Consider the following 26,214-nt stretch of genomic DNA (forward strand, 5'->3'; position numbering starts at 1 on the left):
AATCTTCAATAAATTGGTCTACAAATATAGCTAAATTCAATATTTCATGCAAGTGGAGCAAAAAATTTTTTTAGCTAAATCTTAATTTTTTTGAAGGATTTACCTTCTTTTCCTCTTCACAGGCTCTTTCACAGCACTCTCCTCTATTAATTTAAGAGCCTCTTCAAATGTAATCGAGACAGGTTCCTTCCCTTTCGGGATTTTTGCATTCACCTTCCCGTTTGTTATATATGGACCAAAACGCCCGTTTAGGATTTTAATCTCAGGGTTCTCTGTGAAGCTTTTAATGTTTCTTGCCGATTCAACATCCCGCTTCGTAAGTATCAACTCGATACACTCCTTCTCTTCAATTTCCAAAGGGTCGATATTCTTGGGAATCGAGTAAAACTTGCCGCCATGCTTCACATACGGACCAAATCTTCCGGTAGCTATTGTAAGTTCCTCGCCTTCAAATTCTCCCGCGATTCTCGGAAGCTTAAAAAGATCCAGTGCCTCTTCGGTCGTGATAGTATCAAGCCTCTGCCCTGCCTTAAGAGAAGCCATCCTAGGTTTGATCTCAGGATTATCAGGGTTATAGAGTTGAGCCACCGGACCATATTTGGCCATTCTGACGATCAGATCGAGACCGGTCTTTGGATCCTTGCCTAATTCCCTCGACCCCGTGGCACGGTCACTTGACTCAATAGTTTCTTTGACTATTTTATGAAAAGGCTGATAAAATTTGTTCAGCATCGTTATCCGCTCCACTTCGCCTTTTGCTATATCGTCCAGCTCTTTTTCAACTTTTGCAGTAAACTTAAAATCAAGGATACTGGGGAAGTTCTTCACCAAAAAATCGTTCACAATAAATGCAATGTCAGTCGGGAACAATTTTCCCTTATCAGCTCCCGTTATTTCTGTTTTATCTTCGGTAATTATCTTTCCTGAAGCAACGAGGGTTAACTTCTTGTATTCTCTTTGCTTACCTTCTCTCTCCTCTTTCACAACATACCCTCTGTCCTGAACTGTGGAAATTATCGGTGCGTATGTGGAGGGTCGCCCGATTCCAAGTTCTTCAAGTTTCTTCACCAGGGCAGCCTCGGTATATCTTGCTGCGGGGCGTGTATAGCGCTGTGTGGCAGTAATTTCTTTCATGCTGAGACCCTGCCCGACCTTCAATGGTGGAAGTATCGAGAGATCCTGTTCTTCACTGTCATCATCATCTTTTGATTCGATATACAATTTCAGAAACCCGTCAAAAAGTATCACTTCTCCTGTTGCAATAAATAAATGATCGGAAGTTGAAACCGCGATGGATGCAGTTGTTTTTTCAATTTTTGCATCACTCATCTGTGAGGCGAGAGCCCTTTTCCAAATCAGATCATACAAAACCGATTCGTCACGGGAGAGATTTGATATCTTTCGCTTATCGAAATATGTGGGCCTGATGGCTTCATGCGCTTCCTGAGCATTTGCTGACTTCGTTTTATACTTCCTCAAGTGATGATAATTACTGCCAAAACTTTCAGTAATTGTCTCTTTGGCAGAACCCAGTGCAAAATCGGAAAGATTTACCGAATCGGTTCGCATGTAGGTAATATGTCCTGCTTCATAGAGATTCTGAGCAATTCGCATTGTCTTTGAGACTGAAAATCTCAGCTTTCTCGCAGCTTCCTGTTGAAGAGTCGAAGTTGTGAACGGCGGGGCTGGTGATTTTTTGAGCTCCTTCTTTTCCAGGTTCGAGATGGTAAACTCTGCACCATTGCATTTTTGAAGAAACTCAAACGCCTTAGCCTGGTCATCAAATTTTGTATCCAAATCCCCTTTTAAGGAATAATCCTTTCCACCATCTTTGACACCAAAAAGTCCGGATACATTAAAATAATCTTTGGTAACGAATTCCTGTATTTCTCTTTCCCTGTCCACAATCAGTCTTACAGCCACTGACTGCACTCTGCCAGCAGAAAGAGATGGCCTTACCTTTTTCCACAAAACAGGCGAAAGTTCGAAGCCGACCAGGCGGTCAAGTATTCTTCTTGACTGTTGGGCATCGACCAGGTCATCATCAATGGTTCTTGGATTTTTTACAGCTTCCAAAATGGCAGGTTTTGTGATCTCATGAAAAACAATTCTTCTGATCTTCTCCTTAGGTATCTCCAAAGCCTCTTTCAGATGCCATGAAATAGCTTCACCCTCGCGGTCCTCGTCAGTAGCCAGCCAAACAGTCTCTGCTTCTTTGGCCATCTTCTTTAATTCAGCCACTTTTTTCTTCTTGTCAGAAGGCACTTCGTATTTTGGAATGAATCCGTTTGAGGTGTCTATTCCCATATCCTTCTTTGCAAGGTCTCTTATATGTCCATAACTCGATGTTACGGTGAAATCCTTGCCGAGAAATTTTTCAATTGTCGAAGCTTTTGCGGGTGATTCTACAATTACCAGGTTTTTTATCATAATTCGTAAATTTTCAGATTAACTGTTTTGTTTTGTTCGTCCGGTATGTTTATACAATTCCGGTTTCAAAAAAAAATATTTTCAGGATGCAAAGGAAATGATTTTATTTGGATGTGCAAAAATAATGCTGATTGATGCAAAAAATTAACGGGCGTACCCGATTTATATTCCCTTGAACATCGCTGACTCTATTCATAACACCGATCGTTAACTTATAATTCTATATCACAAACATCCACGATACTTTCAGAATAACAACAAGGTCCTTCGATCTCAATCCGTCGTGTGTGCTTAGTATTTTATTAATGACAAGATAGATGTCGCTGCCGGGAGATGGCTTGATATTTAATTTGTAATTAAAATTAAGCTCCTCCACCTCATTATTCCACTGAAACAAGAGAAATGAAGCGACATTTACATTCATCGTATATTTTATTCGTGTAAAGAACTCATTTGTTTGAAATCTTGTGGAATTTACATCAAGGTCATTAAACCGATAGCCCAGTGAAAACCCAAAATTCTGATTCAGAGTTGCATTCAATTCATTCTCGAATTCAAATCGTTTTCCTCCGTAATAATCTCCGTAAACCATCTCAAACCCGCCGAATAACTGCCTGGCCGGATTCGATTCGAAAGAAAATCCGTACATGTTTCCGTAGTACTCCCCTTTTTGGATGACTGTGTTTTTGAAAATTCTGAAATCCTCTTCAGGCTTGTCAAATTGCCTTAGAAAAGTAAGATTGATCCTGTCGTTGGAGGCAAAAGTAAGACTTAAGGGAGTTGCTTCATACTCAAACGAAATCATGCTCCCTTGCGGATCGTGAGTCATACGAAATTCAACCGGAATAATTTTCAACCGTCGGAGCATTCCGTTGTTAAATCTTGGTGACCATGCTGCATTAAAAACAAATTCGTTCACCCCTGCTTCCGAGATAAATCCCGATTCAGGATTGAAATTCTTCTGTGTGAATCCGTATGATGAGAAAATGTTCACCAGATCATTCGGAAACTCAACACTCAAACCACCGGCAAGATTATCCTTGTTGTTGTTGTTATCCTGCGATGCGGCGATACGAGAGGTAATTACGAGATTCTGATCTCCGAGAAAATCGTTAAAATTAAAACTCAAATCAAGACCTCCCATTCGGTTATATCTGTCAGTCGACTGCACATTACTAAAGATAAAGCCGGCATAGGAATTTGTGCCAAATCCGAATTTTGCCCTGCCGACTGAATAATTTGTCGTATTTTTTGTGGAAGTGCCTTCTGTTTGAACTGACAGCAATCCCGCTTCCAAATTGCCGGTCGACCCCGTGACTTTCAGTCCTCCGATTATTGGAATTCCCTCTCCGTTGGCGATACCTATGACGCGGGAATAATATGCAAGATTTCGACTTGCAAGATTAAAAGAAAAAAGTTTGTGCCCCTCAAGGAAGAAATCCCTCTTTTCGGGCAGATATAGAGGAAATCTCGTCAGGTTTATCTCAGCAATATCCGCCTCGACTTGAGCGAAATCCGTGTTTATGGTGAGATCGACTGTGAAAGCATCGGAAATGCCATACTTAAGATCGAGTCCTGCTTTAAATCTTGTCTCCTTTTCGGAATTGATATCCTGAAATCCTCCATTCACATAAGGAAGTAAATAAACAGGATTCCCTCTTTTTATTCCCTGCAAACCGGTAAGTTGTCCGGCGCGGGTAAGGTCAAATAAAAATCCATTCCTTACAGCACCGGACCAGATAACATCCTGACTCAACCTCCTGATCCCCCTTTGAAAATTAATTTTCCAGTTTTGTATATCTCTGTCAGGAAATTTCAGCGAGGAGAAAGGTAGTTTGAATTCGGCACACCAATAATTATTGTGAATTGCCGAACTTACATCCCAGATCATATCCCAATCCTCATTGAATTCACCATATGATCTGCCTGCTACCAAAGCATCATTTTTTACAGAAAGTGGATTTGTCGCAAACCAGTATCCGTTTCTTTGGTCTCCAAATGTATCCAATATTAATTTTACATTGTCATCCCCTGATGTAAATCCATCGTACTTCATCTCCCTGGCAATTATTTTTTCAGGCTCGGGATCAAAGCAGATGAACAACACATACAATGCATCTGCGGTATATGCAACCTTGACAGTTGTGGGAAATGCAGATGCTTCTCCGGGATTCGGATCGATTTGTAAAAACGATGAATCACCCGGGATTGAGAACCAGACACTCTCCTTATCATTGCCATCCAGTTCAGGTGCTGTCTGTATCCTGGTTGCCTTTATCGATTTTTCACCATTTTGTGAAAGGGCAGTTAACGATATCAATATCAAAATAAGAAGTGTAAAGCGGACAGTTGCGATATTTACTCTCATATTATTAATGAATAATGGTTTTTACTGTACCAATTAAAATTGAATTTCTGTTTTGCGATAAATTACTTTAAAGTATATTTATAATTACAAAAATAGCTTATTTTAATATTTACACATGAAAATACTTTATTCTTCAGCCGAGTCGCTGGCGCAACAACTTAAAGTGTACCTTGCCCCCGGTGGGATGATTATTCACTCCGCTCAGGATGGTTTGCTTGATTCAGTCAAACTCGAAAAACCCTCAGCTATTATACTTCTGCCTGATGAAGTGAATATTGATGTTTTACTTGCTGTCAGGTTCGCCTCCCCTTCATCATTCATTATTGTCGCCGGATCGGATCTGCCTTCTGACTGGTTAAAAGAACTGTTTAACCATAATTGCATTCACTTTTTTCTTGATGAACGAAATATTGATTCTGAATCGGATCTTCTAAAACATTCGTTCTGGAGCCATTATTTCGTTCGAAGAAAAATCGATCAAACGGAAAACCGTACTGAGTATTTCTTTGCCAGAATAAAATTCCTGCATGAGATTACCATAAAGATGCTCGAAAACAAACCTCTTGGAAGACTTCTTGACGAGATAATGCTTGCAAGTCAACATGTTCTCGATGCTGAAAAAAGCTCATTTATGCTTTATGACCCCAAAGACGGACTTCTTCATTTCCATGTTCTTGAGGGAGCATCTGAAAATATTATAAAGGACCGGCCACTCGAGCTTGGTAGTGGAATTGCCGGCTGGGTTGCGAAACACAGAATTGCCCAACTCGTGGATGATTGCTACACCGACAAAAGGTTCAACCCGAATTTTGATAAAATATCCAATTTTAGAACCCGCAATATGGTTTGTGCCCCAATCATTAAAAATGATATGCTGCTCGGGGTGATTTCTGTTCTAAACAAGAGGGGTGACAGTAAATTTCTGGTCGAGGATGTACAATTGCTGGAAACTCTCGCCGGTCAATGTGCTGTAGCTATCGAAAATGCACGGCTGCTCGATTCAAAGATCGAAAATGAGGCAATTAAAAAAGAACTCGAGATGGCTTTTAAGATACAGCAAAAATTACTTCCGAGCGAATTGCCTGTTTTCAAATCACTTTCTGTGTCAGCTAAATTGATTCCGGCTCAGGAAGTCGGTGGTGATTACTATTCTGTTCACAGGTTATCTGAGAACCGTTGTCTGTTGATGGTCGCAGATGTGTCCGGCAAAGGCATACCCGCCGCACTTCTTGTCTCAACAATTGATGCCACTCTCCACACAATAATAAAACTCAAAGGAGATGACCTCGATCCAAAATTTATCGCGGAAACTATCAATTCAGTACTCTGTGATGTTACTACAAGTGAAAAATTTGCCACTGCCTGGATTGGGATTCTTGATATGAATTCCGGAATTCTAAAAAGTATAAACGCCGGGCACAACGAACCGATACTGTTCAAATCCTCCAATTCATCAATTATCAGATTGCGAAAGGGAGGGATTTTTCTGGGTGTGGTACCTTTCGATTATGAAGTGGAGACACTCGAGTTTTCAAAAGATGATATTATAGTATTCTTCTCTGATGGTGTTGTTGAAGCCATGGATACGAGGCTGAATCTCTATTCCGATAAAAAACTGGTGGAATTGGTACAACAGAATTCCCATCTCTCTTCAGGTGAACTTGTTGATATGATTGTTAAAGATGTTTTGCACCATGAGGAGAACACTCAACAAAGCGATGATATAACCATTTGCATTGCAAAGGGTTTGTAAAAATTGGCAATTTATTTAGTATGTTTCAAAGTTTGATTTAAATATTTCCGATGCAAACTTTATATCTTTTTATCCTCGTTCTCTTTTTTGGCTATCTCGTAACCGGACTGGTTCTTAGGAAGATATCCAATAAGAATTATTTCCCCACCGGGACCGAGTATATCATTCTGGGAATCATACTCAGTCCTGCATTTTTTTCCCTCATAAATCAGTTTCTTCCGGAAAATTTTCAATCGCAAACAGGACCCGGGCTTATTCCCGCTTTGTCTCCTTTTATGAGCGCTGCCACAGGGTTCCTCGGCTTTTATTTTGGGATGCACTTCAACATTGTGGAGCTGCTTAAGACCAATCGTGAAAGTGTCAGAATCGCATTATATGATTCACTGTTTTCTCCTCTTCTAACGGGAGCAGCGACTTTCGCAATCCTGGTTTACTTTTTCCCTGATAAACTGGATACATCTCAAATTCTTGCAGCATCAGCCGCATTGGCAATTATTATCTCACTCTCGACCCCCTTCTTCATCGATAAATTGAAGGTTGAACATTCCATCTCAGGAAAACTGACAGAATCAATGCAGATCGCCACCAGGTTCTCGAAGTTCTTCTCCATTCTCCTGTTCGGGACAATCTTTCCCCTGTACCACTCAAGTCAGAGTACCGGACCCGAAATAACATCAACTGAATTTTTAGTTATCAGTCTCGGTATTGCTGTTGCCGGAGGAGTTCTCTTTTTCGTTTTTCTCGGCAGGGAATCGAATCAGCAAAAGATTGTCACCGGTACTTTAGGCATTACTTTACTGGGAGGTGGCATTGCGTATTACCTGGGAATTTCCCCGCTTGCTCTCTGTTTTATCATTGGAGTACTGGCAGGCAATTTTTCCAAAATTAAAAGTGAAATCCTTGCTTCAATCGAAGACCTCGTTTATCCTGTTTCTCTTGTAACTGTCATTTTTGCCGGAATGTTATGGTCTCTGCCGGACAGTGAAATTTCGTGGGTAATAATCCTGATTCTGCCAATAGTCAAAGTGTTTTCAAAAATTCTTAGCCACAAAACCGCCATTAGTGCTGCTTTCGATAAAAAAAGTGTTAATAATCGTCAATTTGAAATTTTTCTTCCGAATGATATACTGATTTTTTCACTTCTGATCAACTATGCCACTGTGATAAACAATTCATTGACTTCCATCGTTATTAATACAGCCATTATCTCGGCAGTAATATTTAATTTTTCAGGCAGTCATGCCGCAAAAAGATTTCTTGTTGAGTCAGACGAAATCCGGGGAGAAGTAAAATGATTTCGTACTTCAGAAAATTTGCAGTCTTGGGGATTTTATTCGGGCTGATGCTACTCACTCTGAATATTGGTTCTTCTCAGAGTCTCATATACCCTAAGATGATAGCAATTCTTGGATTTATAATTCTTGCTTCTTCCACAATTGGCGATCTTTTTCAGAGTCTGTCACTCCCCAGAGTGCTTGGATATCTGATCTGTGGAGCACTTTTCGGGTTACCATTTTTCCAACTCTCGGATATCCCCGAACTCAATCTGATGACAGAAGCAGTTGTTGGTAATTTAACCTTTGTCGCGAACATCGCACTCTCATTTATTGCATTTTCCGCCGGTCTGGAACTGAAGCGGACTAAAGTATCGGGAATTTACAAAAATGCTCTCCTGACAATCGGGTTCAAGGTGTTTTTTGTTTCACTGTTTGTCGGTGGTGGAGTTTTCGTCCTCTTCCCTCTCCTTTCTGAAACCAGTTTTACTACTGACTATCTGCTCTTCTCGGGGATTCTCATTTCCGTTCTGGCTATGGGATCTTCTGTGGAATTCACAAAAGCTGCATCATATGATGAGGATGGAGAAAACCGGTTGCTCGATTTCACCATGGGTACTGTTGCTTTTAAAGAAATTTTCAATCTTCTGTTGATAGCCGGTTCATTCTACTTTTTAGCCACAGTACAATCATTTACTTCTCCTTCATTTTCACCCGACTACATTCAAAGTATTCTTTCTGACCTTCTGCTTTCTCTGCTTGCCGGTATGATTTTAGGAATTCTTACAATATCATATGTCAGATTAGTTAAGAGTGAAATTTCATTTTTTCTCATTGTTTTTGTTATGGCAGGAAGTTATGGCTCAACACTTCTTAACCTTCAGCCATTGATTGTTTTCCTGGTTGCAGGAATTGTTTCGGTGAACTTCACCAAAGATTTTGACTTTAAGTCCCATATCATAAATTTTAATCTCCCTGTCTTTTTAGTGTTTTTTACCCTGCTTGGGGCATCTCTGAATTTCTCCCACATACTGCCGGCGCTCTTCCCCGCTTTTATACTTTTCCTGCTTAGAGTTGTCGCGATTTATATTTCAGTAAAGATTTCTTCGGGAATCACTGAGATGTCGGCACAAACCGGCAGATATGGATGGGCTGGTTTTATTTCACCAAATATGACCCTTACAGCTCTCATTCTTTTGACTATCTCTTCACTCTCGATCGGTTCCCCTTTTGTCACAGGAGTGATTTACGACTTTTTCCTCCTGAACTTGTTTTTGGGTCCATTACTCTTTAAACTTGCTCTCGTGCTAAACAACAAACCCGTAAGTCCTGTATTTGAAGAGAAAAGTACGCCCGAACCTGAAAAAGAAATTGTCGAAAAATTAGAAACTGTTGAAAAAGATTATCGAATCGTTTTCTCTGAACCAAATTTCATTGATCCTGATCTCAATAAAATTCTCTTCGATCTCTATTTCAAAGTTGTAGAACTCGCGAATGAGTTTAGAGACACCTTTATCTCCAAAAGAAATTTTGAGACAGAAGAAATATTGAATGAGACCATTGCACTCTACAGGAACATGTTTTCGAGCATCGAGTCGATTCTCCTGTCAGGCAAAGAACCCAGAGCTATAAAATCGACTCTGCAAAGTCTCAGGATCAATCAAACCGAGGTGCTGCTGCACAAACTTGATGAGCGTAAAAATATTGAACGGGAATTTGCCAATTCCGATACTCTCATCAAAAGACTCCTAAATGAAGTGATGCAACTTACCGACGGGCTCTCTGAAGAGTACCCTCTCGATGTGGAGATAGATTACGCCACCTATTCAAAAAAACCTGTTTCATTTCAGTTTTTTATACTCAAACTTAAAGTCAAAGCTTTTTTCCAGACCTTTTTTACAGGGCGTCACGAAGCTGTAGTTAAGGTTAATCTCAAAAATATTGCCAGATATTATCTGAATTCAAAAGCAACCCACGAATTGTTGGAAACCCTGAATTTAACAGGTGCCGACAGGTTGAACCTGTTCAGAAAATTAAAAGCGATACACAAGAATTATATCAGTTACCTCGATGAATTAATTCTACTGATTGGCCAGGAAAGAAGCAGCCTCGGATTCGTAACTGTTTTCTTCATGCGTTATGAAGAACTGAAAGCAATGTTTTTTAATGAACTCGATGTTTATAACTCGGAACAATCTTCAACTGTTCAGGAAATTGAAAAAAGACTAAGTTACGCTTTTGCATCTCCCTACAATTCACTCCTCGATGAAATTGCCGATATCATGCTGGTTAAAAAGCGTGGTGATGAGTTAAACTTCCTCGAAGCTTTTGAGAATGCACAGTTGGAGAAGGAAAAACTCCTCGACTCCATCAGACACTGGGTAATATATTATCAAGGCATTATCGGGTTAATTCAGAAAGAGCTGTATATTTATCGATTCGAAATTCAGCTTAACAATTTTATCGACAGAGCCTTGTTAAATCTGGCAGATGAAGTTAGTGACAGAATCCGTGCCGGATGTCCTAAAGTTGCTGATCAGTTTAGAACTTTTTCAAAAGAACTTGGTGAACTGATTCCCCTCGGTTACAGCGCTTTGAAGATCTATTCTGACAGTTTCAGAATGTCGTTCGCAATACCCGAGCTCACTTCCCTAATAAGAGATCTGGAAAAAACTGCCCGCAGCCGTAAAATCAGAACTTTTTTTGATACACTGATCAATGGAATTAAGTCAGTCTCACTCGGGTTGCCGGAAGAATCTGTTTTCCTGGACGAGAGTGAGTTGGTGCTCCCGAACCGTACACCGGAGTTCAAAGAGCTTAAAACTTACAAAATAAGATCGCTCACCTCCCATTTTCTTCTTTTGAAACTGCCGAGGGAGATTGGCGAAGTTAACGAGTTTCTCGTCAACTATATCGATGGAGCCCTGAAAGAAATTCGTAACCTCGAGTCAAGTATCAACTACTATTTCGATTCGATGGTAAAAAGACTGCAGGAGGATCCGGATGATCACGACAGTGTAAAAGCAATTCTTGAATCCCTGGATGAAAATTTCATCTCCCGTCTAAGAGAAATTGAAAACAACAACGATAAACTTGAACTTGCGATTAATAAGCAGGTGGCAAGTAAAACTGCTTTTGCTGTTACCGAAGTTAAAAGATTGATTTCCCTCTCTGCGGTCAACTACCAAAGTTCTGCGCTTGATTCAGAGAAATTCAGATTAAAAGTTTACTATTCGTTGAGAAAAGTAAAGGTACTTACGAAGAGATTCTTTCGCTCCATCTATATTTCTGTTAAACACACCCTTTCCCGTTTTGTCTTCCCCCTGTTTAAAAGAGGTGTCGAAAACTTAAAATATCTTTCAGGACGATTGACAGTAAATTATCGTGAAGACCTCTTCAAAACCCAGGAGATTCTTAATTCCCTCCCATTTATCTACAGACGCCTTTTTGACGGCACATCGCTTGAATCAAGCGAACTGTTTCTCGGGAAGGATGAAATAAAGTCTATCGTAAATCAGGCAAAAGAGAGATTCAAGGCAAAACTCCCGGCTTCAATCCTTATTACCGGCGCACCCGGATCCGGCAAAACTTCATATATCTACTATATTAAAAAGGATTTGTTGCAACCCGGTGAGTATATCGAACTCTATTTTCTTGAAAGAATAAGTACGGTAGACGAACTCAGACGACTGATCTCGGATGCTCTTGGTTACAATGAACTCAAAACAGTTGAAGCAATTATCATCGATTTAAATGAGAGATTCAGGAATAAATTTGTTCTGCTTATCAACCTGAACAAGACTTTTGTGAGGACTGTCGATGGCTTCGAGGCTTTGAAGACAATGCTCTACATAATCTCGATGACAAGTTCAAATGTACTTTGGGTGGCTACAATTCAAAGTATCGGCTGGCAGTTCATAAAAACAAACTTCAAGGCAGCGTCACTTTTTAACTTCTCTGTCTCTTTGGAAGAGTTGAACAAACACAGGATAAAGGACATTATCCTCCACAGACAGCACACCACCGGTTTTGCTTTCAGATTCACCCGGGATGACCTCTATCTGTTGAGAAAAAGATTGTTTAAGTCATCCAAACCTGTTGAGGATCAATCATACCTGGAACAGGTCTATTTCGAGCGTCTGACCGAATATGCCGACGGTAATATTGTAGCAGGTATGAACTATTGGCTGAATTCAATCTCGAAGATCGAGGAAAACACACTCGTAATTCACACTTACAAGTCTTTTCCACTTATCGACCTTTCTTTCCTCGATATTTCCATGATTACCGTTCTGTATACTGTAATGCTGCATGGTGGTCTGAAGAGGAGTCAACTGGCACAGTCATTGAATATTTCTGAAAAACAGGCAGGAGAATACCTGGAAAAACTTCTCTCTCTGAACCTCTTGAGGATTGGTGAATTGAGTAAAAGCCATGACTACTATTATATAAACAAATTCAAGTTCAAATCAGTACAGAATGAACTTCAAAAACGGAATATACTGCCATGGTAAATTTCAAACCTCTGCTGGTCTTGTTCTTGTTTTGTGCCATGCACCTTGCGGGTGTTTCACAATCTGTGGAAAAAATCAAAAAGGACTCTGCCGGACACACGATTTTACCGGTCAAAGACAGCGTTTTAAGAATTGATACGATAGTTCGAATCGACAGCGTGTACATTTTTGACACAGTAAGAATTACCGATCAGAAAACCGCCAGAGACAGCAACTTTTTCCCGACATCTTTTATCATCGTGGATTCATCATCTAACAAGCTCCCCTCTCTCGATGATATGGTGAACTCAATAAATTTCGTAAAACAGTTGGGGATCTTCAAACTCGTTCTGATTCTCTTCATTATTGCGATCGCATCAGGTTTGACTTTTGCATTCAGGATTCTCTCAAAATATCTTTCGTTCAAGGGAGAAAAGTTTGGTAGAATTCTGAAAGTCATCTCTGTGGCAAGAACATTTGTTTGGATTGTGACATTTTATTTGATTCTTAAGCTGGTTTTTGTCCAGACTCAATTCCTTCTCCTTCTCTTTATTCTCATATCACTCGTTCTTTTGGGGATTGCAGCACTGCCACTACTCGGCAATTTGCTGGGGAGGCTTTTTATCCTCTCAGGAAACATGTTCAATCATAATGACTACATAAAAGCCGGACTGCATAGAGGATTCGTTCAGGAAATCGGATTAAAACATGTAACCATTCTGAGTGATGAAGGATCAGCCATTTTTATTCCTAATTCATACTTTATCAACAACCCTTTTGAAAATGTAAGCAGAGGTAAAAAGGAAGAGCAGATCTCGCTTGATTTTGACTTCCCGTCTAAGTATGATCCTGAAAGAGTGCTCGGAATCCTGAAGGAAGCGGCGATATCAAATCCTTATTTGTACATCAATAAAGAGCCGGAAGTTTTTATTAAACAGGTCGATTTTATTAATGACCGTTATACAATAAAAGTGAATCTTTATTTGTACGATTCAAACTATATTGACGAATTATATGACTCTATTAATAAATCGGTTTTAGCTAAATTGACCACCGATCAATCTGAGAATAAATGAAGAACGAACCAATCAGGCAAAGTACCCAGGCTAAAATTCTTAGAGCCCTGAGAATAATTCTTATTTTTTCTGCAACAGCCGGATTTGCGACTATAATCCTCGAGCATGGTTTCCAAATAAATTTTGTTGAGGAAGCGTTAATCAATCTTCTCTCCGTGGCTGTCGTTGGAATCTTCATGATTTATCAACTGACTAACATCACTTTTGCCGAAAATAAAGGTCAGTTTCTTCGGGCACATCTTTTTGAGTTCCTCATAATTTTCTTCATCATCATAGAGGGGATACTGACTTTATCCGGGGTTAGTATTATACAAAATATTGGCACGACATTTAACATTAAGAATATCACTTTTCTTTATGTCGTTCTGGCACAGGCATACATTGTAATTGGTATTATTCTCGGAGCAATCAGGTACAATAAAAAGATCCTGGAATCGAAAATACACCCCGCCAGACTCTTTATGCTTAGTTTTGCGGTCACCATTCTCATTGGTGCCCTGCTACTGATGTTACCTGCCGCAAGCAATATTCCCGGCGGTTTAAGATTCATTGATGCTTTGTTCACCTCAACAAGCGCTGTTTGCGTTACCGGATTGACCGTCGTTGACACCGCCATAGATTTTACGAGATTCGGTCAAATAGTGGTCATGTTACTCTTCCAGATAGGTGGACTTGGGTTGATGACTTTTACTACTTTTTTCGCAATCTTTCTTTCGGGCGGACTTGGGATCAAGGAAAAATTCATTCTCCGTGAGATGATGCATGAAGATAATATCGGGGCAATCGGCAAGGTGCTTTCAAGTCTTATCATTCTTACCTTCACCCTCGAGGGAGTAGGTGCTATGGTTATTTTCTTTTCAATAAAGGATTTTTATCCCGGAAATGTTGAAGAAGCGGTATTCAGCAGCATTTTTCACGGTATTTCAGCCTTTTGTAATGCCGGATTTTCGATTTATTCGATGAATCTGGCCGATCCGATGATAAAGAACAATTATATCTTCAACACTACAATATCCCTTTTGATCATCTTTGGAGGTTTGGGCTTCACAGCGATTCTAGGAATGCCTAGGTATATCAAAGTCAATACAAAACCATTGTTCGCAAAATTGAACATGCCTCTGCAGGTTAAAATAGTGTTTCTCACAACGGCTGTGCTGATCGTTGGCGGTACTCTAACAACCTATCTTCTGGAAATCAATTCATCGCTGAAGGGATTATCAACTGGTGATGCATTATTCCATTCCTATTTCCAGGCTGTATCGGCCAGAACAGCCGGGTTCAACACAATCGACATCTCCGCCTTTACTGACCCGACTACATTCTTCTATTGTTTCCTGATGTTTATCGGTGCCTCTCCCGGTGGTACAGGCGGAGGAATAAAGACGACTACATTTACAGTTGTTTTTCTTTCTATTCTGATGTACAGAAACAGTACCAGGGATTTGAGAATAAACAAGAGAACCATCCCAACTGATGTAATAAATCTGGCTTTTATGATCTTTTGGCTCTCAGTTTTGTATATACTTCTCGGGGTGTTTATTATGAGTATTTCAGAACCGGGAAAGAAATTTATCGATCTGATGTTCGAAGCATTTAGTGCGGCTGGAACGGTGGGATTGTCGAAAGGGGTATCCCCAAACCTCTCGGATGTCGGTAAATTGGTTGACATTCTGTTGATGTACATCGGCAGGATCGGTCCACTGACAATAATTTTTAGTTTTATTGGTGAGAGGGACAGCAGCCGGTACTCTTACCCAAAAGACAACATTTCAATGTTATAATATTGAGGTTTTAATTTGAAAAAGAAATATGTAATTATCGGACTCGGTGATCTAGGAAGAAGCATCGCCAAATCACTGGGTAAATCCGGTTCGGAAGTGCTTGCCATTGATGTCGATGAAGATGCAGTAAACGACATCAAAGATCTTGTGGATACCGCTGTACGAGCTGATTCAACCGACGAAAAGGCTCTTACAATGCTTGGTATAGATAGTACAGTTGATGCTGCTATTGTCGCCATTGGTCCCGATAAATTTGAGACAACGATCCTTACATCGGTTTTGCTTCTTGAGAAGAAGGTTAAAAAGGTTGTCGCCCGAGCATCTTCAGAATTACAGGAGAATATTTTAAAGAAACTGGGTGTTCATCAGGTATTGATCCCCGAAGTCCAGGTCGCAAGACAGATTATCAGTCTTGTCACAAGTCAGGATGTGTTGGACACCATCACACTTGGCGAGGACTACAATATCGTTCATCTGAAAAATCCCAGGGCTTTCATCGGAAAAAGTCTTCAGGAACTTGACCTCCGGATTCGATATAATGTCAACCTTATCACCATCAAACGAATGTCAAAGAGTTATAAAGGGAGTGCCCAGGAACCTCATGTTGAAATTTATGGTGTGCCGACTGCATCCACTATACTCGAGGAAAACGATGTGCTAATTGTCTTTGGACGAGATAAAGACATTAAAAAAATAGTGGAATAATGGACATGTTCCCTTCAGCCAAAGAAGTTTGCGATGCACACCAGAGGATAAATCTGTATGTGCATAAAACTCCTGTTTTAACTTCGAGAAGCATTGATGAGCTCGCAGGAGCCTCGCTTTTTTTCAAATGTGAAAATATGCAACGAGGTGGTGCATTCAAAGCAAGAGGTGCATTTAATGCCTCTTTGCAGTTATCAACTGAAGAACTGGCAAAAGGCGTTGCCACACACTCTTCCGGAAATCACGCCACCGCTCTTAGTCTTGCCGCCCGTACATTGGGCATTCCGGCTTATATCGTCATGCCATCCAACTCAAAACGGATTAAGATTGCTTCGGTTGAAGCTTTTGGTGGAAAGATTACTTTTTGTGAACCCACACTCCAGGCAAGAGAATCGACTCTGGAAGAGATAGTTCAAAAAACAGGTGCTGTTTTCATACCACCCTATGATGACTACCGGATTATTGCCGGACAGGCAACGGCAGCAAAGGAATTGATCGAAGAGACGGATAATCTCGATGCCATTATTGCACCGGTTGGAGGTGGCGGTCTGCTTTCAGGCACTGCCCTTTCAGTAAAATATTTCGCCGAAGGATGTGTTGCTTATGCCGCTGAACCGGCGGGGGCTGATGATGCGTGGAGGTCACTTAAAGCAGGTAAAATTATTCCTTCCATCAACCCTGTCACGATATCTGACGGGCTGCTGACATCCCTCGGGACACGCAATTTTCCAATAATACAGGAGCTCGTTTCAGAGATAATTCGAGTCGAGGAGAGTGAAATCATATCTGCGATGCGTCTCCTTTGGGAACGATTGAAAATTGTAGTAGAACCAAGTTCTGCAACAGTCTTAGCCGCTGTATTGAAATCGAGGGAGCTATTCGAAGGTAAAAGAACAGGTTTGATACTCTCAGGAGGAAATGTCGATCTCTCCGAGATGAAGAATTATTTTTAGCCTCTCCCTCATAAAAGTTAAGAATTGCAAACTCACCCCAGGCACTAAATCCCGGCACCCGACACCATGCGATCTAATTCATAACTCATAACTCATAACTGAAACCTCCCTCTCTTCTTTTTTCTTTCTTTCAATTTTGTTATATTTGCAGGCTACATTATTGCGAAAGTGGCGAAATTGGCAGACGCGCTAGACTTAGGATCTAGTGGAGAGATCCGTGGGGGTTCGAGTCCCCCTTTTCGCACTTCAAATCTTTAAACCAGAGGTTAGATTGGAAAGGAAAATAAATCAGTTATCAACAGCTGAACATCAATTAGAAGTAACATTAAGCCCTGAAGAAGCCTCACCACTTATTCAATCAGAAGTCGCAAAAAAAATTACCACTATTCAAATCCCCGGTTTTAGAAAAGGCAAAGCCCCTCGACATGTGATTAAAAATATGTATGGTGATTCTCTTGAATACGATGCCGCTGACAAAGTGGCAAACAAGATATTCTGGGACTCGGTAAAAGAGATGGAATTGAAACCACTTAACACGCCGGGTCTGGTTGACCTCAATTTTAAACCGGGAGAGTCTCTCTCCTTCAAGATAAATTATGAAATCTTCCCTGAGGTTGATATCCTTAATTATCGCGGAAATGACATAGAAATTCCCCTCTACGAAGTAACTGAATCACTCGTTGAGGAAGAACTTAAAAATCTGCTCAATTCGAATGCTGAATTTGAAAGTGTGGATAAAGTTGAGGATCCTGCGAATACACTTATCGACATCGATTTCTACAATACCACTACTTCACAGGAAGTTGGAACACCAAAAGCAATTGAGATCGATTATCCCCTTTTAAGCGATTCATTCAAGTCGTCAGTAGGAAATCTTAAGGCCGGTGATTTTATCAAACCTGCTGATTTTTACTCTGATCAAAAAATGATCGATGCTTACGAGAAATCCTCATATATTTTTATCGTAAAAGGTTTCAGAACAAAGAAACTCCCTGAACTTACAGATGAATTTGTACAAACTATCTCAAAAGAGTACAAAACTGTCGATGAACTGAAAGAAGGTATTGCAGCCTACTATAAAGGCTACTATGAGGATATGACGAATAAAATCTATAATTCTCAGCTTGAAAAGAAAATTCTCGATGCCAACGATTTAAAAATTCCGTCAACTTTTACTGAACGCGTACTTGAATATTTTGTGAAAGAGGAGACTGAAAAAGCAAAGAAGGAGAAAAAACCACTCCCCAAAGCTGAAGACCTCCGTACAGCTTATTTGCCGTATGCTCAAAAAGAAGCTAAATGGCAGGTAATTCGTGAAAATATCATCCGTCAGGAAAACCTCACAGTTACAGATGAATATATCGATGAACTTGTGAAACAGGAAGTTGAAAAATACAATATTGGTGAAGATATACTCAGGGATTATTTCCGGGGTGACTCAATAAAAAATCAATTGTTGTATGGACTTCTTGACAAGTTCCTTGCCGCTGAAAACCCGCGGAAGTCTATCGATCCTGAGGAATATCGTGAAAAGTATGTCAAAAAACATGATCACGATCATCATGACCACAATCACGATCATGACCACGATCACGATCATGACCACGATCATGAACATCATCATTAATTGAAACCAAAAAAATTAACTGTTTGTTTTTAATTTAGATATGTTAACAAAATTTAGTGAAAGTTAATTATGAGTAATAAAATAGAAATTTTCAACCAGTTGGTTCCCTATGTCATCGAGCAGACAGGCAGAGGCGAAAGAGGTATGGATATCTATTCCAGATTGCTTAGAGAGAGAATTATTTTTCTCGGTACTGCAATTGATGATCATGTAGCCTCTCTTACAATCGCACAACTAATCTTCCTCGAGGCTGAAGATTCCTCTAAAGATATCTATTTATACATAAACTCGCCCGGTGGAAGTGTTTCCGCTGGTTTGGCAATTTATGATACCATGCGGTTCATCAAACCGGATGTCTCTACGATCTGTGTCGGACTGGCTGCCAGTATGGGAGCGGTTTTACTTGCAGGTGGTGCAGACGGGAAACGGTCAGCACTCCCCAACTCTAAGATCATGATACATCAACCCTGGGTTGGCGGAATCTCTGGTCAGGCATCCGATATCGAGATTCAGGCTAAAGAGATGATGAAGACAAGAGATACTCTCTACAAGATACTCTCTGACCACACAGGAAAAACGATTGCACAGATCACAAAAGACTGCGACAGAGATTATTTCATGACATCGGAAGAAGCAGTTGAGTATAAACTTATAGATAAAATTCTCGACAAAAGAAAATAATTTCTTTTCGCGTTCAAATTTTGAAGCTGCCCCAATGGGCAGCTTTTTTTTTGAATACGGCTATAAGTGTTACAACACTCAATATGAACCATTCTTTTCCCTGCAATGTTAGTATGGTATGAACGGATTTAGATTTACAAAGTACATTCCCCCATCGATTGATGATGCACGATTTGAAAATCTTCTGAAGATTTTCCTCCAGCTTCTTACGATGACCTCAGGCGATGTCAGCGAGGCTCTCAACTGGATGAATCAACTCGACAGACGATACAAATTATCTTCTGATTCCTATGGTATGGGTGATTTTATTTCAGATTTGAAATCGAAAGGATTTTTAAAGGAAGACCCTGTTACAGGCAATTATACCCCCTCGGCAAAATCAGAAAAGACCATCCGGAAACAATCTTTGGAAGAAATTTTTGGAAAATTGAAAAGAGGAAATGTGGGTAACCACAGAACTCCCTTCAACGGACCGGGTGATGAACTGACCTCTGACAGAAGAGAATTTCAGTTTGGTGATACTCTTGACCAGGTCGATGTGACCGATTCTATTAAAAATGCTCAAATCAATCACGGACTCGATGATTTCAGACTAACAGAGAACGATCTCGAAATTCAGGAAAAGGATTTCAAAGCAGCCACTTCCACTGTCCTCATGATTGATATTTCCCATTCAATGATTCTGTACGGTGAAGATCGTATCACGCCTGCAAAGAAGGTGGCGATGGCGCTAGCAGAACTGATTACCATTAAATACCCGAAAGACACCCTGGATATTATTGTCTTCGGAAATGACGCCAGACCGGTATCCGTCAAAGACCTCCCCTGGCTTCAGGTAGGACCATATCATACAAATACAGTGGCAGGACTTCAACTTGCTATGGAGATTCTAAAAAGGAGAAAAACTTCCAACAAGCAGATATTCATGATAACAGACGGAAAACCAACCTGCCTGAAGATTGGTATCAAATATTATAAAAACAGCTTTGGTCTCGACAGAAAAATTGTGAACAAAACTATGGACCAGGCCGCAATCGCTAAAAAGCGAGGTATACCAATTACTACTTTTATGATCGCCTCAGACCCCTATCTACAGCGATTTGTGAGAGAGTTTACTGAAGTCAATCAGGGAAGGGCTTTTTACAGCGATTTGAATGGGCTGGGTCAGTTCGTATTTGAAGATTTCATTCGAAACAGAAGAAAAAATTTACGGTAAAGGACTTTATGTACTATAATATTGAAGAGATTAAAACATTTCGTGACCTGAAAAATTCCGGTTACAAGCCGAAAACCATCAAAGATGAAATGAGGAGTAACCTGATTGCTTCCCTCTCGAACGGGCAGGAATATTTTGGTGAAATTCACGGCTATGAAGAGACTGTTATCCCTGATCTGAAAAGGGCGATTCTTTCCAGACATAATATCTTGTTGCTGGGTCTGAGAGGTCAGGCAAAAACCAGAATAGCAAGGACTTTGGTTAAGCTTCTCGATGAATATATACCCGTAATCAGAGGGAGTGAATTGATGGATGATCCATATAACCCCGTTTCGACTTTTGGAAAGTCCCAAATAGTTACGCATGGAGATGATACCGAAATTCAATGGATTCATCGTGATCAAAGATATACTGAGAAACTCGCTACTCCTGATGTATCTGTAGCTGATCTCATCGGAGATGTCGATCCCATAAAAGCAGCTTCACTGAAGCTCCCCTATTCGGATGAAAGAGTGATTCACTACGGTTTGATTCCCCGTTCTCACAGGTCAATCTTTGTGATTAACGAACTTCCGGATCTTCAGGCGAGAATCCAGGTTGCTCTCTTTAATATTCTGCAGGAAGAGGACATTCAGATAAGAGGTTTTAAGATGAAACTGCCTCTCGATATTCAGTTTATATTTACAGCAAATCCTGAGGATTACACCAACAGAGGTTCGATTGTCACTCCGTTGAAAGACAGAATCGACAGTCAGATTTTAACTCACTACCCGAGAAGCATCACTGTATCAAAAAACATTACTAAACAGGAAGCGAGACTGCACGAACAGCAGGCATCAGATATCGTCTGCTCACCACTTCTGGAGGATCTTGTTGAACAGGTGGCTTTTGAAGCCCGGAAGAGTGAATATGTGGATGAAAAAAGCGGGGTTTCTGCACGACTAACCATTTCAAGTTATGAGAATCTGTTCAGTTCTGCCGAACTTAGACGACTCATAAACTCCGAAAAAAGTGCAATCGTTCGAATAAGTGACCTCTTCAACACAATTCCTTCGATAACAGGTAAAGTTGAACTGGTTTATGAAGGTGAGCAGGAGGGTCCATCTACGGTTGCACATCTGCTGATTTCAAAGGCAATTAGAACAGTTTTCCAGCAATATTTCCCTTCACCTGAAAAAAACGGAAAAAATGAAGACGGGAAGAAAGCATATACAAAAGTACTCGACTGGTTTTCAAAAGGAAATACTCTCGATTTGATTAGTGGTTCTTCCCAGAAAGAGTATGAGAATTCACTTATGAGAGTAGAAGGACTGATGGAACTGGTGCAGGAATTTGTAGCCGGTATCAGCAAACAGGAACAATTCATCTTTGCCGAGTTCCTTCTTCACGGTATGTGCGAATTTTCCCTTATCAGCAGGTTTAACCTGACGGGGAAATTCGAATTCAAAGACATGTTGTCTTCCATGTTTACTTTGGACAACCTTGACGAAGATGAATTCGATGAAGAAAAATATTGATTTAATTTAAAACAAAAAAGGCTGCCCGATTCAGGCAGCCTTTTTTTATTTATCTTTTCTAAGCTTAAGTACCACAAACCGTTTCTCACGGTCGCTGGCGAATTCTTTAATAGAATCAGTGATTTCTTCGTGCGAGCCGGTTTCATCTTTAGGTTTCGAAGTGAATTCCTCTCTCTTTTTTTCGAGAAATGAGGAAAAAATCGATTTATTTCCGTCTCTTTCAACATTCCCCTGGGTTCTCCCAGAGACCTGTGTGGTTTGAAACTTGCTTTTGGGTCTGCCTTGTCCTACAACCTGAAATCTTGCATTCTTTTGATCTGTTGTTCCGGGAGTAATATCGGCCTGAGTAGTCGATTTCGGTCTCTCTTCCTGTAGATGTACTCTCTTGCTCGCCTGATAAGGATCGTAATTATCGTCTTCTTCGAATAATCCGGTGGTTTTCCTTCCCCATGCAAGGGTTACCATCCCTTTTCTATCGACATTGTTTCTCTCTCCGGTTTGTTTTTCACCTGTTGCGGTAGTTGGAGGCCGGTCGGTTGTGTTTTTGTCAACAGTATTTTTCTTGTTAAAACTGAGATCCATTGAAGTAAGAGCCTGAAATTTCGATCTGGTTGTTGCCGGATCAGGTTTTGTTTGCTCAGGCTTAGGATGTTCTGCCTTTGGAGAATCAAATGTCTCATTAGTGGCAAGATTTATCACTTTATCAAAATCTATTTCATCAAAAGCACAAAGCAATTCTGCGAATGATCTGTCATTCTGGTACTGAACCTCAGTAGCTTCAAGATCAAAACTGTATGACTCTTCAAAATCCGATAATCCATCCACTACACCACGGGACTGGAGACCAACCTGTTGGATTCTGAACCGAAGATCAGGATCATCATTCAGAAAACCATTATCTTCCATCTCCTTAATGCAGTAGATGGGGTCAAAATAGATTACTTCTCTTGCATTGTTCACGATGACCTGTTGACCGTACTTCACATAATTAATATCGAAATCATCAAGATTTGTCAACAACCTGTACGCTATAACCGTCTTCGGCTGCATATCATTAATGTAACCACATACTTCGTTATAATGCAGTCGAATCGGGTTGTTAATCCCGATGTTTCTTCTGATCATTCGAAAATTGTTTTCTAAATTGAAGCGATTCTCCGAATAAATGAGAATATCACTTCCATCGCCGCGCGTTGTCTCTAATATCATTGTTAGACCGGTAGTTCAGATTCTGTTAAATGAAAGGAATGGTTCACAGTTTTTGAACCGTAAACTTAACACTTTTTCAAACCTCAATATAATATTTTTGATTTACATTTCGTATCGTTTTATAAAGCTTATAAAAAATAAAAAGCCCGAATCGTCAGATCCGGGCTTAAATCATTGTTTCATTTTTATTATGAAACTATTTAAGGAGTACCATTTTCTTAATTTCACTATACGAATTACCATCAATTGTGTTGGCTTTTAACTCGTAGAAGTAAACACCGCTTGTGAGTTTCGCGCCAGCAACATCGTCTGCATTCCAATAGAGTGAATAACCACCCGCGTTGTTGAATCCTTCATAAAGAACTTTTACCACTTCACCTAACAGGTTGTAGACAGTAATCTTAACATTAGCTGCTTTAGGGAGTGTATATTCGATCCTGGTTGTAGGATTAAATGGATTTGGATAGTTCTGTCCGAGTGAAAATGCTCCGGGAATTGTTGAAGTTGTTTTAACATCGGTCAGTGTACCGTTGTAATTGAAGGACAACGAAGCCATGTTGACAATCCCCGTCGAACCAACGAGTGTTCCCGCTCCGGTTGATGGATTTATCTGAATCAAATCAGTTGCCTGATTATTTGTTCCCTTCAATCCAAAGAAGCCACCTTCCTTATCGAACTCGATATCAAATATTGCGCCACCAAAGCCGGTGTAACCGAGTCTCGTAGTGTCACCGGTTGTCTGATTTATTTTGAAAATCATATCCTTCGGTGAACCAAGTGCGCGATAAAGTGATGCGTAAAGTTCATTTGTCTGAGGATGAAAAGCGATACTCAAGACTGGAGAAGCTGTTGAAAATCTTTCTGTGAAAGATGAATCCAACAATCCCACTTTATAGATTTTGCCTGACTTCTGGGACGCATATAAATTCCCGGATGTATCAAATGCTATACTTCCCAAATCTGTAATACTGGCCTTAAATAAAGTATGGGCATCACCACCGGTAGCATTCAATCTGACGATTTCCTGCGGAGTGGTGTTCCTTAACCCGTAAATAACTTTACTTTTAGGGTCAACAGTTATGCTTGTGAAAAGGTTTTTTGTTGTAGCACCGATTTCAGTGGGAACTGCGTTTCCCGTTCTCAGATAGAAAAGCCGATTATTGTCTGTTCCGCCGGACACCGAATACATTGCCTTTTCGTTTGCTGCAGCTATCTGATAACCAGTCGCAGTAACAGCTACACCTTTCAATCCGGTCTCGTTCGATCTAATGAAAAGAGTGTCCGCTATCGGTCCTAAATCAACAGGTTTGGCACTCAGTTCCACTTCTATCGTTCTGTTAGGATCGAGTGTAAAAGGATATGAAAGATTGGTGTTAAGAATAAAATTACCTGAACCAAAGTACAATGAATCTATTACTATACTCTGTGTTCCGAAACTTGTAAGCTTAAACCTGTCCGGGAGACTGGTTTTGTTTTGCTCAACCTCACCAAAATTCAAGACAGCTTTATCTACGAATCCTTTTGGACCATCAAAGGGAGCGATTCGCAATATGCCTGTCCATGTACTCCAGGTATTTGATGCTGATGCATATTCAGTAAACAGTACAAAATCGGTCAGATTTTCCGGATCAGCCCAGATTCCCATATAATCGCCCCAGCGATTTCTGGTACCGCCAAATGTTTTCACATAATTGGCTTTACCCGTCTGAAGTGGGGCACTGTATGTAAAATTGGTTTCATTTGCGAATTTTGACGAATAGAATGCACCTGCATATTCGGTATCACCAGAGCGTGCAAATGTTGCGGCGGCATTGTCAAATTTATCAACTGCTATAGCACCGAAGTAATACCATAATCCACTTGCTCCGAGTACAGACTGCTCTGCAACTGTGCTCGTGGCTGTGTTTATTTTTACATAGTGAAGAGCTGAATAGCTGGACGCACTTGGATTTGTTATGGTGTGTATTGACCAGATTTTACCATCTCTGAAAATCGGTTCATCCTGAAGCTGGGCACCGTTGGTGGAAAGCAACGGAGATCCTCCCCCAAGTTGATTTGCATTAGGCGGTGAACTGTAGCTGATCGTCGGAACCATTGAACCTCTGAGCACAGGGTTGGTTAATGGATTCTCTATCCAGTAGAGTGCAAATGCATTCCCGCCATTTGGTGCATGGAGGAAATAGTATTTTGCAGGATCATGTGTGTAGGCAATCGTTGGTCTTATATGAAATATGAATTGCTGAGTCGGACCCGGTGAGGGATACTTAATACCATAGATATCATTCCATGTAATTGTTGCATTGGCATCATTGGAATAAAGCGCTGATTTAGGGTAAATCCTGATCTTTGCATAGTTAAATGCACTTGCAAATGAGAACTGGTTACCCGAAACATACACTGCATCATCATCGAAGCCCACACCCTGATAATCCATCCAGTTGTTTGATGGAACATCACCGTTCACATCCGAACGAATGGCATAGTTGTACCATGTACCGGTCGGAATGGAATCATCCGAAACCGAGATGAGATGATAGCCTCTTGCAGGATTGTCATTCTGATCGAGCCAAACCATTACCCATTTTTTGTCAAAATGGTCATAAATCACTTTAGGATCGAACGCTCCGGGTGAAGAAAGAGTTGTTGCATACCATGCATCAGCATTGATCCTCTTAAGAAGGTTGCCGTTCTTGTCGAAAATCCCAAAATCGCTGTTGACTGTTGCAACGATATATCCTGCTCCCACAGCAACATGTGGATCGGGTGGAATCGAGTTTGTCTGGGTTAATCCCTGAAAACTCTTCAACATCAGTGCCTTTGTTGTGTCGATTGCATCTTTTCCTGCATTCGAGTCTTCAACATAGTATTTTATTGCTTCATACATGTCGTCGTATTCTTTTATAAATACAGGACTTGCATTGTAATCAACCTTGTTTCTTATCGTCTCCGGCTTTGGGAAACTGTTCGAAGGTGTTAAGCCAAAATTGTTAGTATTCACTACGACTCCACCGGTCTTGGAACCCGCGGCGGGTCCATTATAAGCCTGTCCAAGGACAAGAGTCGAGGTTAATGCCAACAACAATAGTGAAAAAAGAATGTTTCTTATCACTTTTATCTACTCCGATTATTTA

General features: G+C 40.5%; 15 protein-coding genes and 1 tRNA gene. 12 read left to right on the top strand and 4 right to left on the bottom strand.

The window, feature by feature from the left end; translation table 11 throughout:
* Nucleotides 1–99 precede the first annotated feature (99 nt).
* Nucleotides 100–2,430, bottom strand: coding sequence for a type I DNA topoisomerase (gene topA, locus J0L60_09430; GenBank protein ID MBN8546337.1), 2,331 nt, complete (start codon nucleotides 2,428–2,430; stop codon nucleotides 100–102).
* 220 nt (nucleotides 2,431–2,650) lie between these two features.
* Complete coding sequence (locus J0L60_09435; GenBank protein MBN8546338.1) at nucleotides 2,651–4,798, bottom strand: carbohydrate binding family 9 domain-containing protein; 2,148 nt, start codon at nucleotides 4,796–4,798, stop codon at nucleotides 2,651–2,653.
* Between the two features lie 115 nt (nucleotides 4,799–4,913).
* Here J0L60_09435 and J0L60_09440 point away from each other — a divergent pair, with 115 nt between their 5' ends.
* From J0L60_09440 to J0L60_09495, 12 genes are all read left to right on the top strand, one after another.
* On the top strand, nucleotides 4,914–6,551 hold the full coding sequence (locus J0L60_09440) for a SpoIIE family protein phosphatase (protein ID MBN8546339.1): 1,638 nt from the start codon (nucleotides 4,914–4,916) through the stop codon (nucleotides 6,549–6,551).
* Between the two features lie 50 nt (nucleotides 6,552–6,601).
* Complete coding sequence (locus J0L60_09445) at nucleotides 6,602–7,846, top strand: hypothetical protein (GenBank protein ID MBN8546340.1); 1,245 nt, start codon at nucleotides 6,602–6,604, stop codon at nucleotides 7,844–7,846.
* Entirely contained in the window at nucleotides 7,843–12,339 is a 4,497-nt protein-coding gene (locus J0L60_09450) for a hypothetical protein (GenBank protein ID MBN8546341.1), read from the top strand. The genes J0L60_09445 and J0L60_09450 overlap by 4 nt, the downstream gene beginning before the upstream one ends.
* A complete protein-coding gene (locus J0L60_09455) occupies nucleotides 12,333–13,394 on the top strand; it encodes a mechanosensitive ion channel (GenBank protein ID MBN8546342.1) in 1,062 nt (353 codons plus the stop codon). The genes J0L60_09450 and J0L60_09455 overlap by 7 nt, the downstream gene beginning before the upstream one ends.
* Entirely contained in the window at nucleotides 13,391–15,175 is a 1,785-nt protein-coding gene (locus tag J0L60_09460; GenBank protein MBN8546343.1) for a hypothetical protein, read from the top strand. The genes J0L60_09455 and J0L60_09460 overlap by 4 nt, the downstream gene beginning before the upstream one ends.
* Before the next feature lie 15 nt (nucleotides 15,176–15,190).
* Nucleotides 15,191–15,880, top strand: coding sequence for a TrkA family potassium uptake protein (locus J0L60_09465; protein ID MBN8546344.1), 690 nt, complete (start codon nucleotides 15,191–15,193; stop codon nucleotides 15,878–15,880).
* Nucleotides 15,880–16,833: a pyridoxal-phosphate dependent enzyme gene (locus J0L60_09470; protein ID MBN8546345.1), complete on the top strand. Its 954-nt coding sequence runs from the start codon at nucleotides 15,880–15,882 to the stop codon at nucleotides 16,831–16,833. The genes J0L60_09465 and J0L60_09470 overlap by 1 nt, the downstream gene beginning before the upstream one ends.
* Nucleotides 16,834–16,995: 162 nt before the next feature.
* Nucleotides 16,996–17,077, top strand: a tRNA-Leu gene (locus J0L60_09475).
* A 27-nt stretch (nucleotides 17,078–17,104) separates the two neighbouring features.
* Nucleotides 17,105–18,460 carry a trigger factor gene (gene tig / locus J0L60_09480; GenBank protein ID MBN8546346.1) on the top strand — a complete coding sequence of 452 codons (1,356 nt, stop codon included), beginning with the start codon at nucleotides 17,105–17,107 and terminating at the stop codon, nucleotides 18,458–18,460.
* A 99-nt stretch (nucleotides 18,461–18,559) separates the two neighbouring features.
* A complete protein-coding gene (gene clpP, locus J0L60_09485) occupies nucleotides 18,560–19,141 on the top strand; it encodes an ATP-dependent Clp endopeptidase proteolytic subunit ClpP (GenBank protein ID MBN8546347.1) in 582 nt (193 codons plus the stop codon).
* Between the two features lie 118 nt (nucleotides 19,142–19,259).
* Nucleotides 19,260–20,357, top strand: coding sequence for a VWA domain-containing protein (locus tag J0L60_09490; GenBank protein ID MBN8546348.1), 1,098 nt, complete (start codon nucleotides 19,260–19,262; stop codon nucleotides 20,355–20,357).
* An 8-nt stretch (nucleotides 20,358–20,365) separates the two neighbouring features.
* Nucleotides 20,366–21,874 (top strand): magnesium chelatase, encoded by a 1,509-nt coding sequence (locus J0L60_09495; protein ID MBN8546349.1) that lies wholly within the window; start codon nucleotides 20,366–20,368, stop codon nucleotides 21,872–21,874.
* A gap of 45 nt (nucleotides 21,875–21,919) precedes the next feature.
* Here the strand turns inward: J0L60_09495 and J0L60_09500 are convergent, their stop codons facing one another.
* Both J0L60_09500 and J0L60_09505 read right to left on the bottom strand, forming a co-directional pair.
* Nucleotides 21,920–23,083, bottom strand: coding sequence for a hypothetical protein (locus tag J0L60_09500; GenBank protein MBN8546350.1), 1,164 nt, complete (start codon nucleotides 23,081–23,083; stop codon nucleotides 21,920–21,922).
* A gap of 196 nt (nucleotides 23,084–23,279) precedes the next feature.
* Nucleotides 23,280–26,192 (bottom strand): T9SS type A sorting domain-containing protein, encoded by a 2,913-nt coding sequence (locus J0L60_09505; protein MBN8546351.1) that lies wholly within the window; start codon nucleotides 26,190–26,192, stop codon nucleotides 23,280–23,282.
* Between the last annotated feature and the right edge of the window lie 22 nt (nucleotides 26,193–26,214).

It is taken from the genome of Ignavibacteria bacterium (assembly GCA_017302895.1).
Lineage (GTDB): Bacteria > Bacteroidota > Ignavibacteria > Ignavibacteriales > Ignavibacteriaceae > UTCHB3.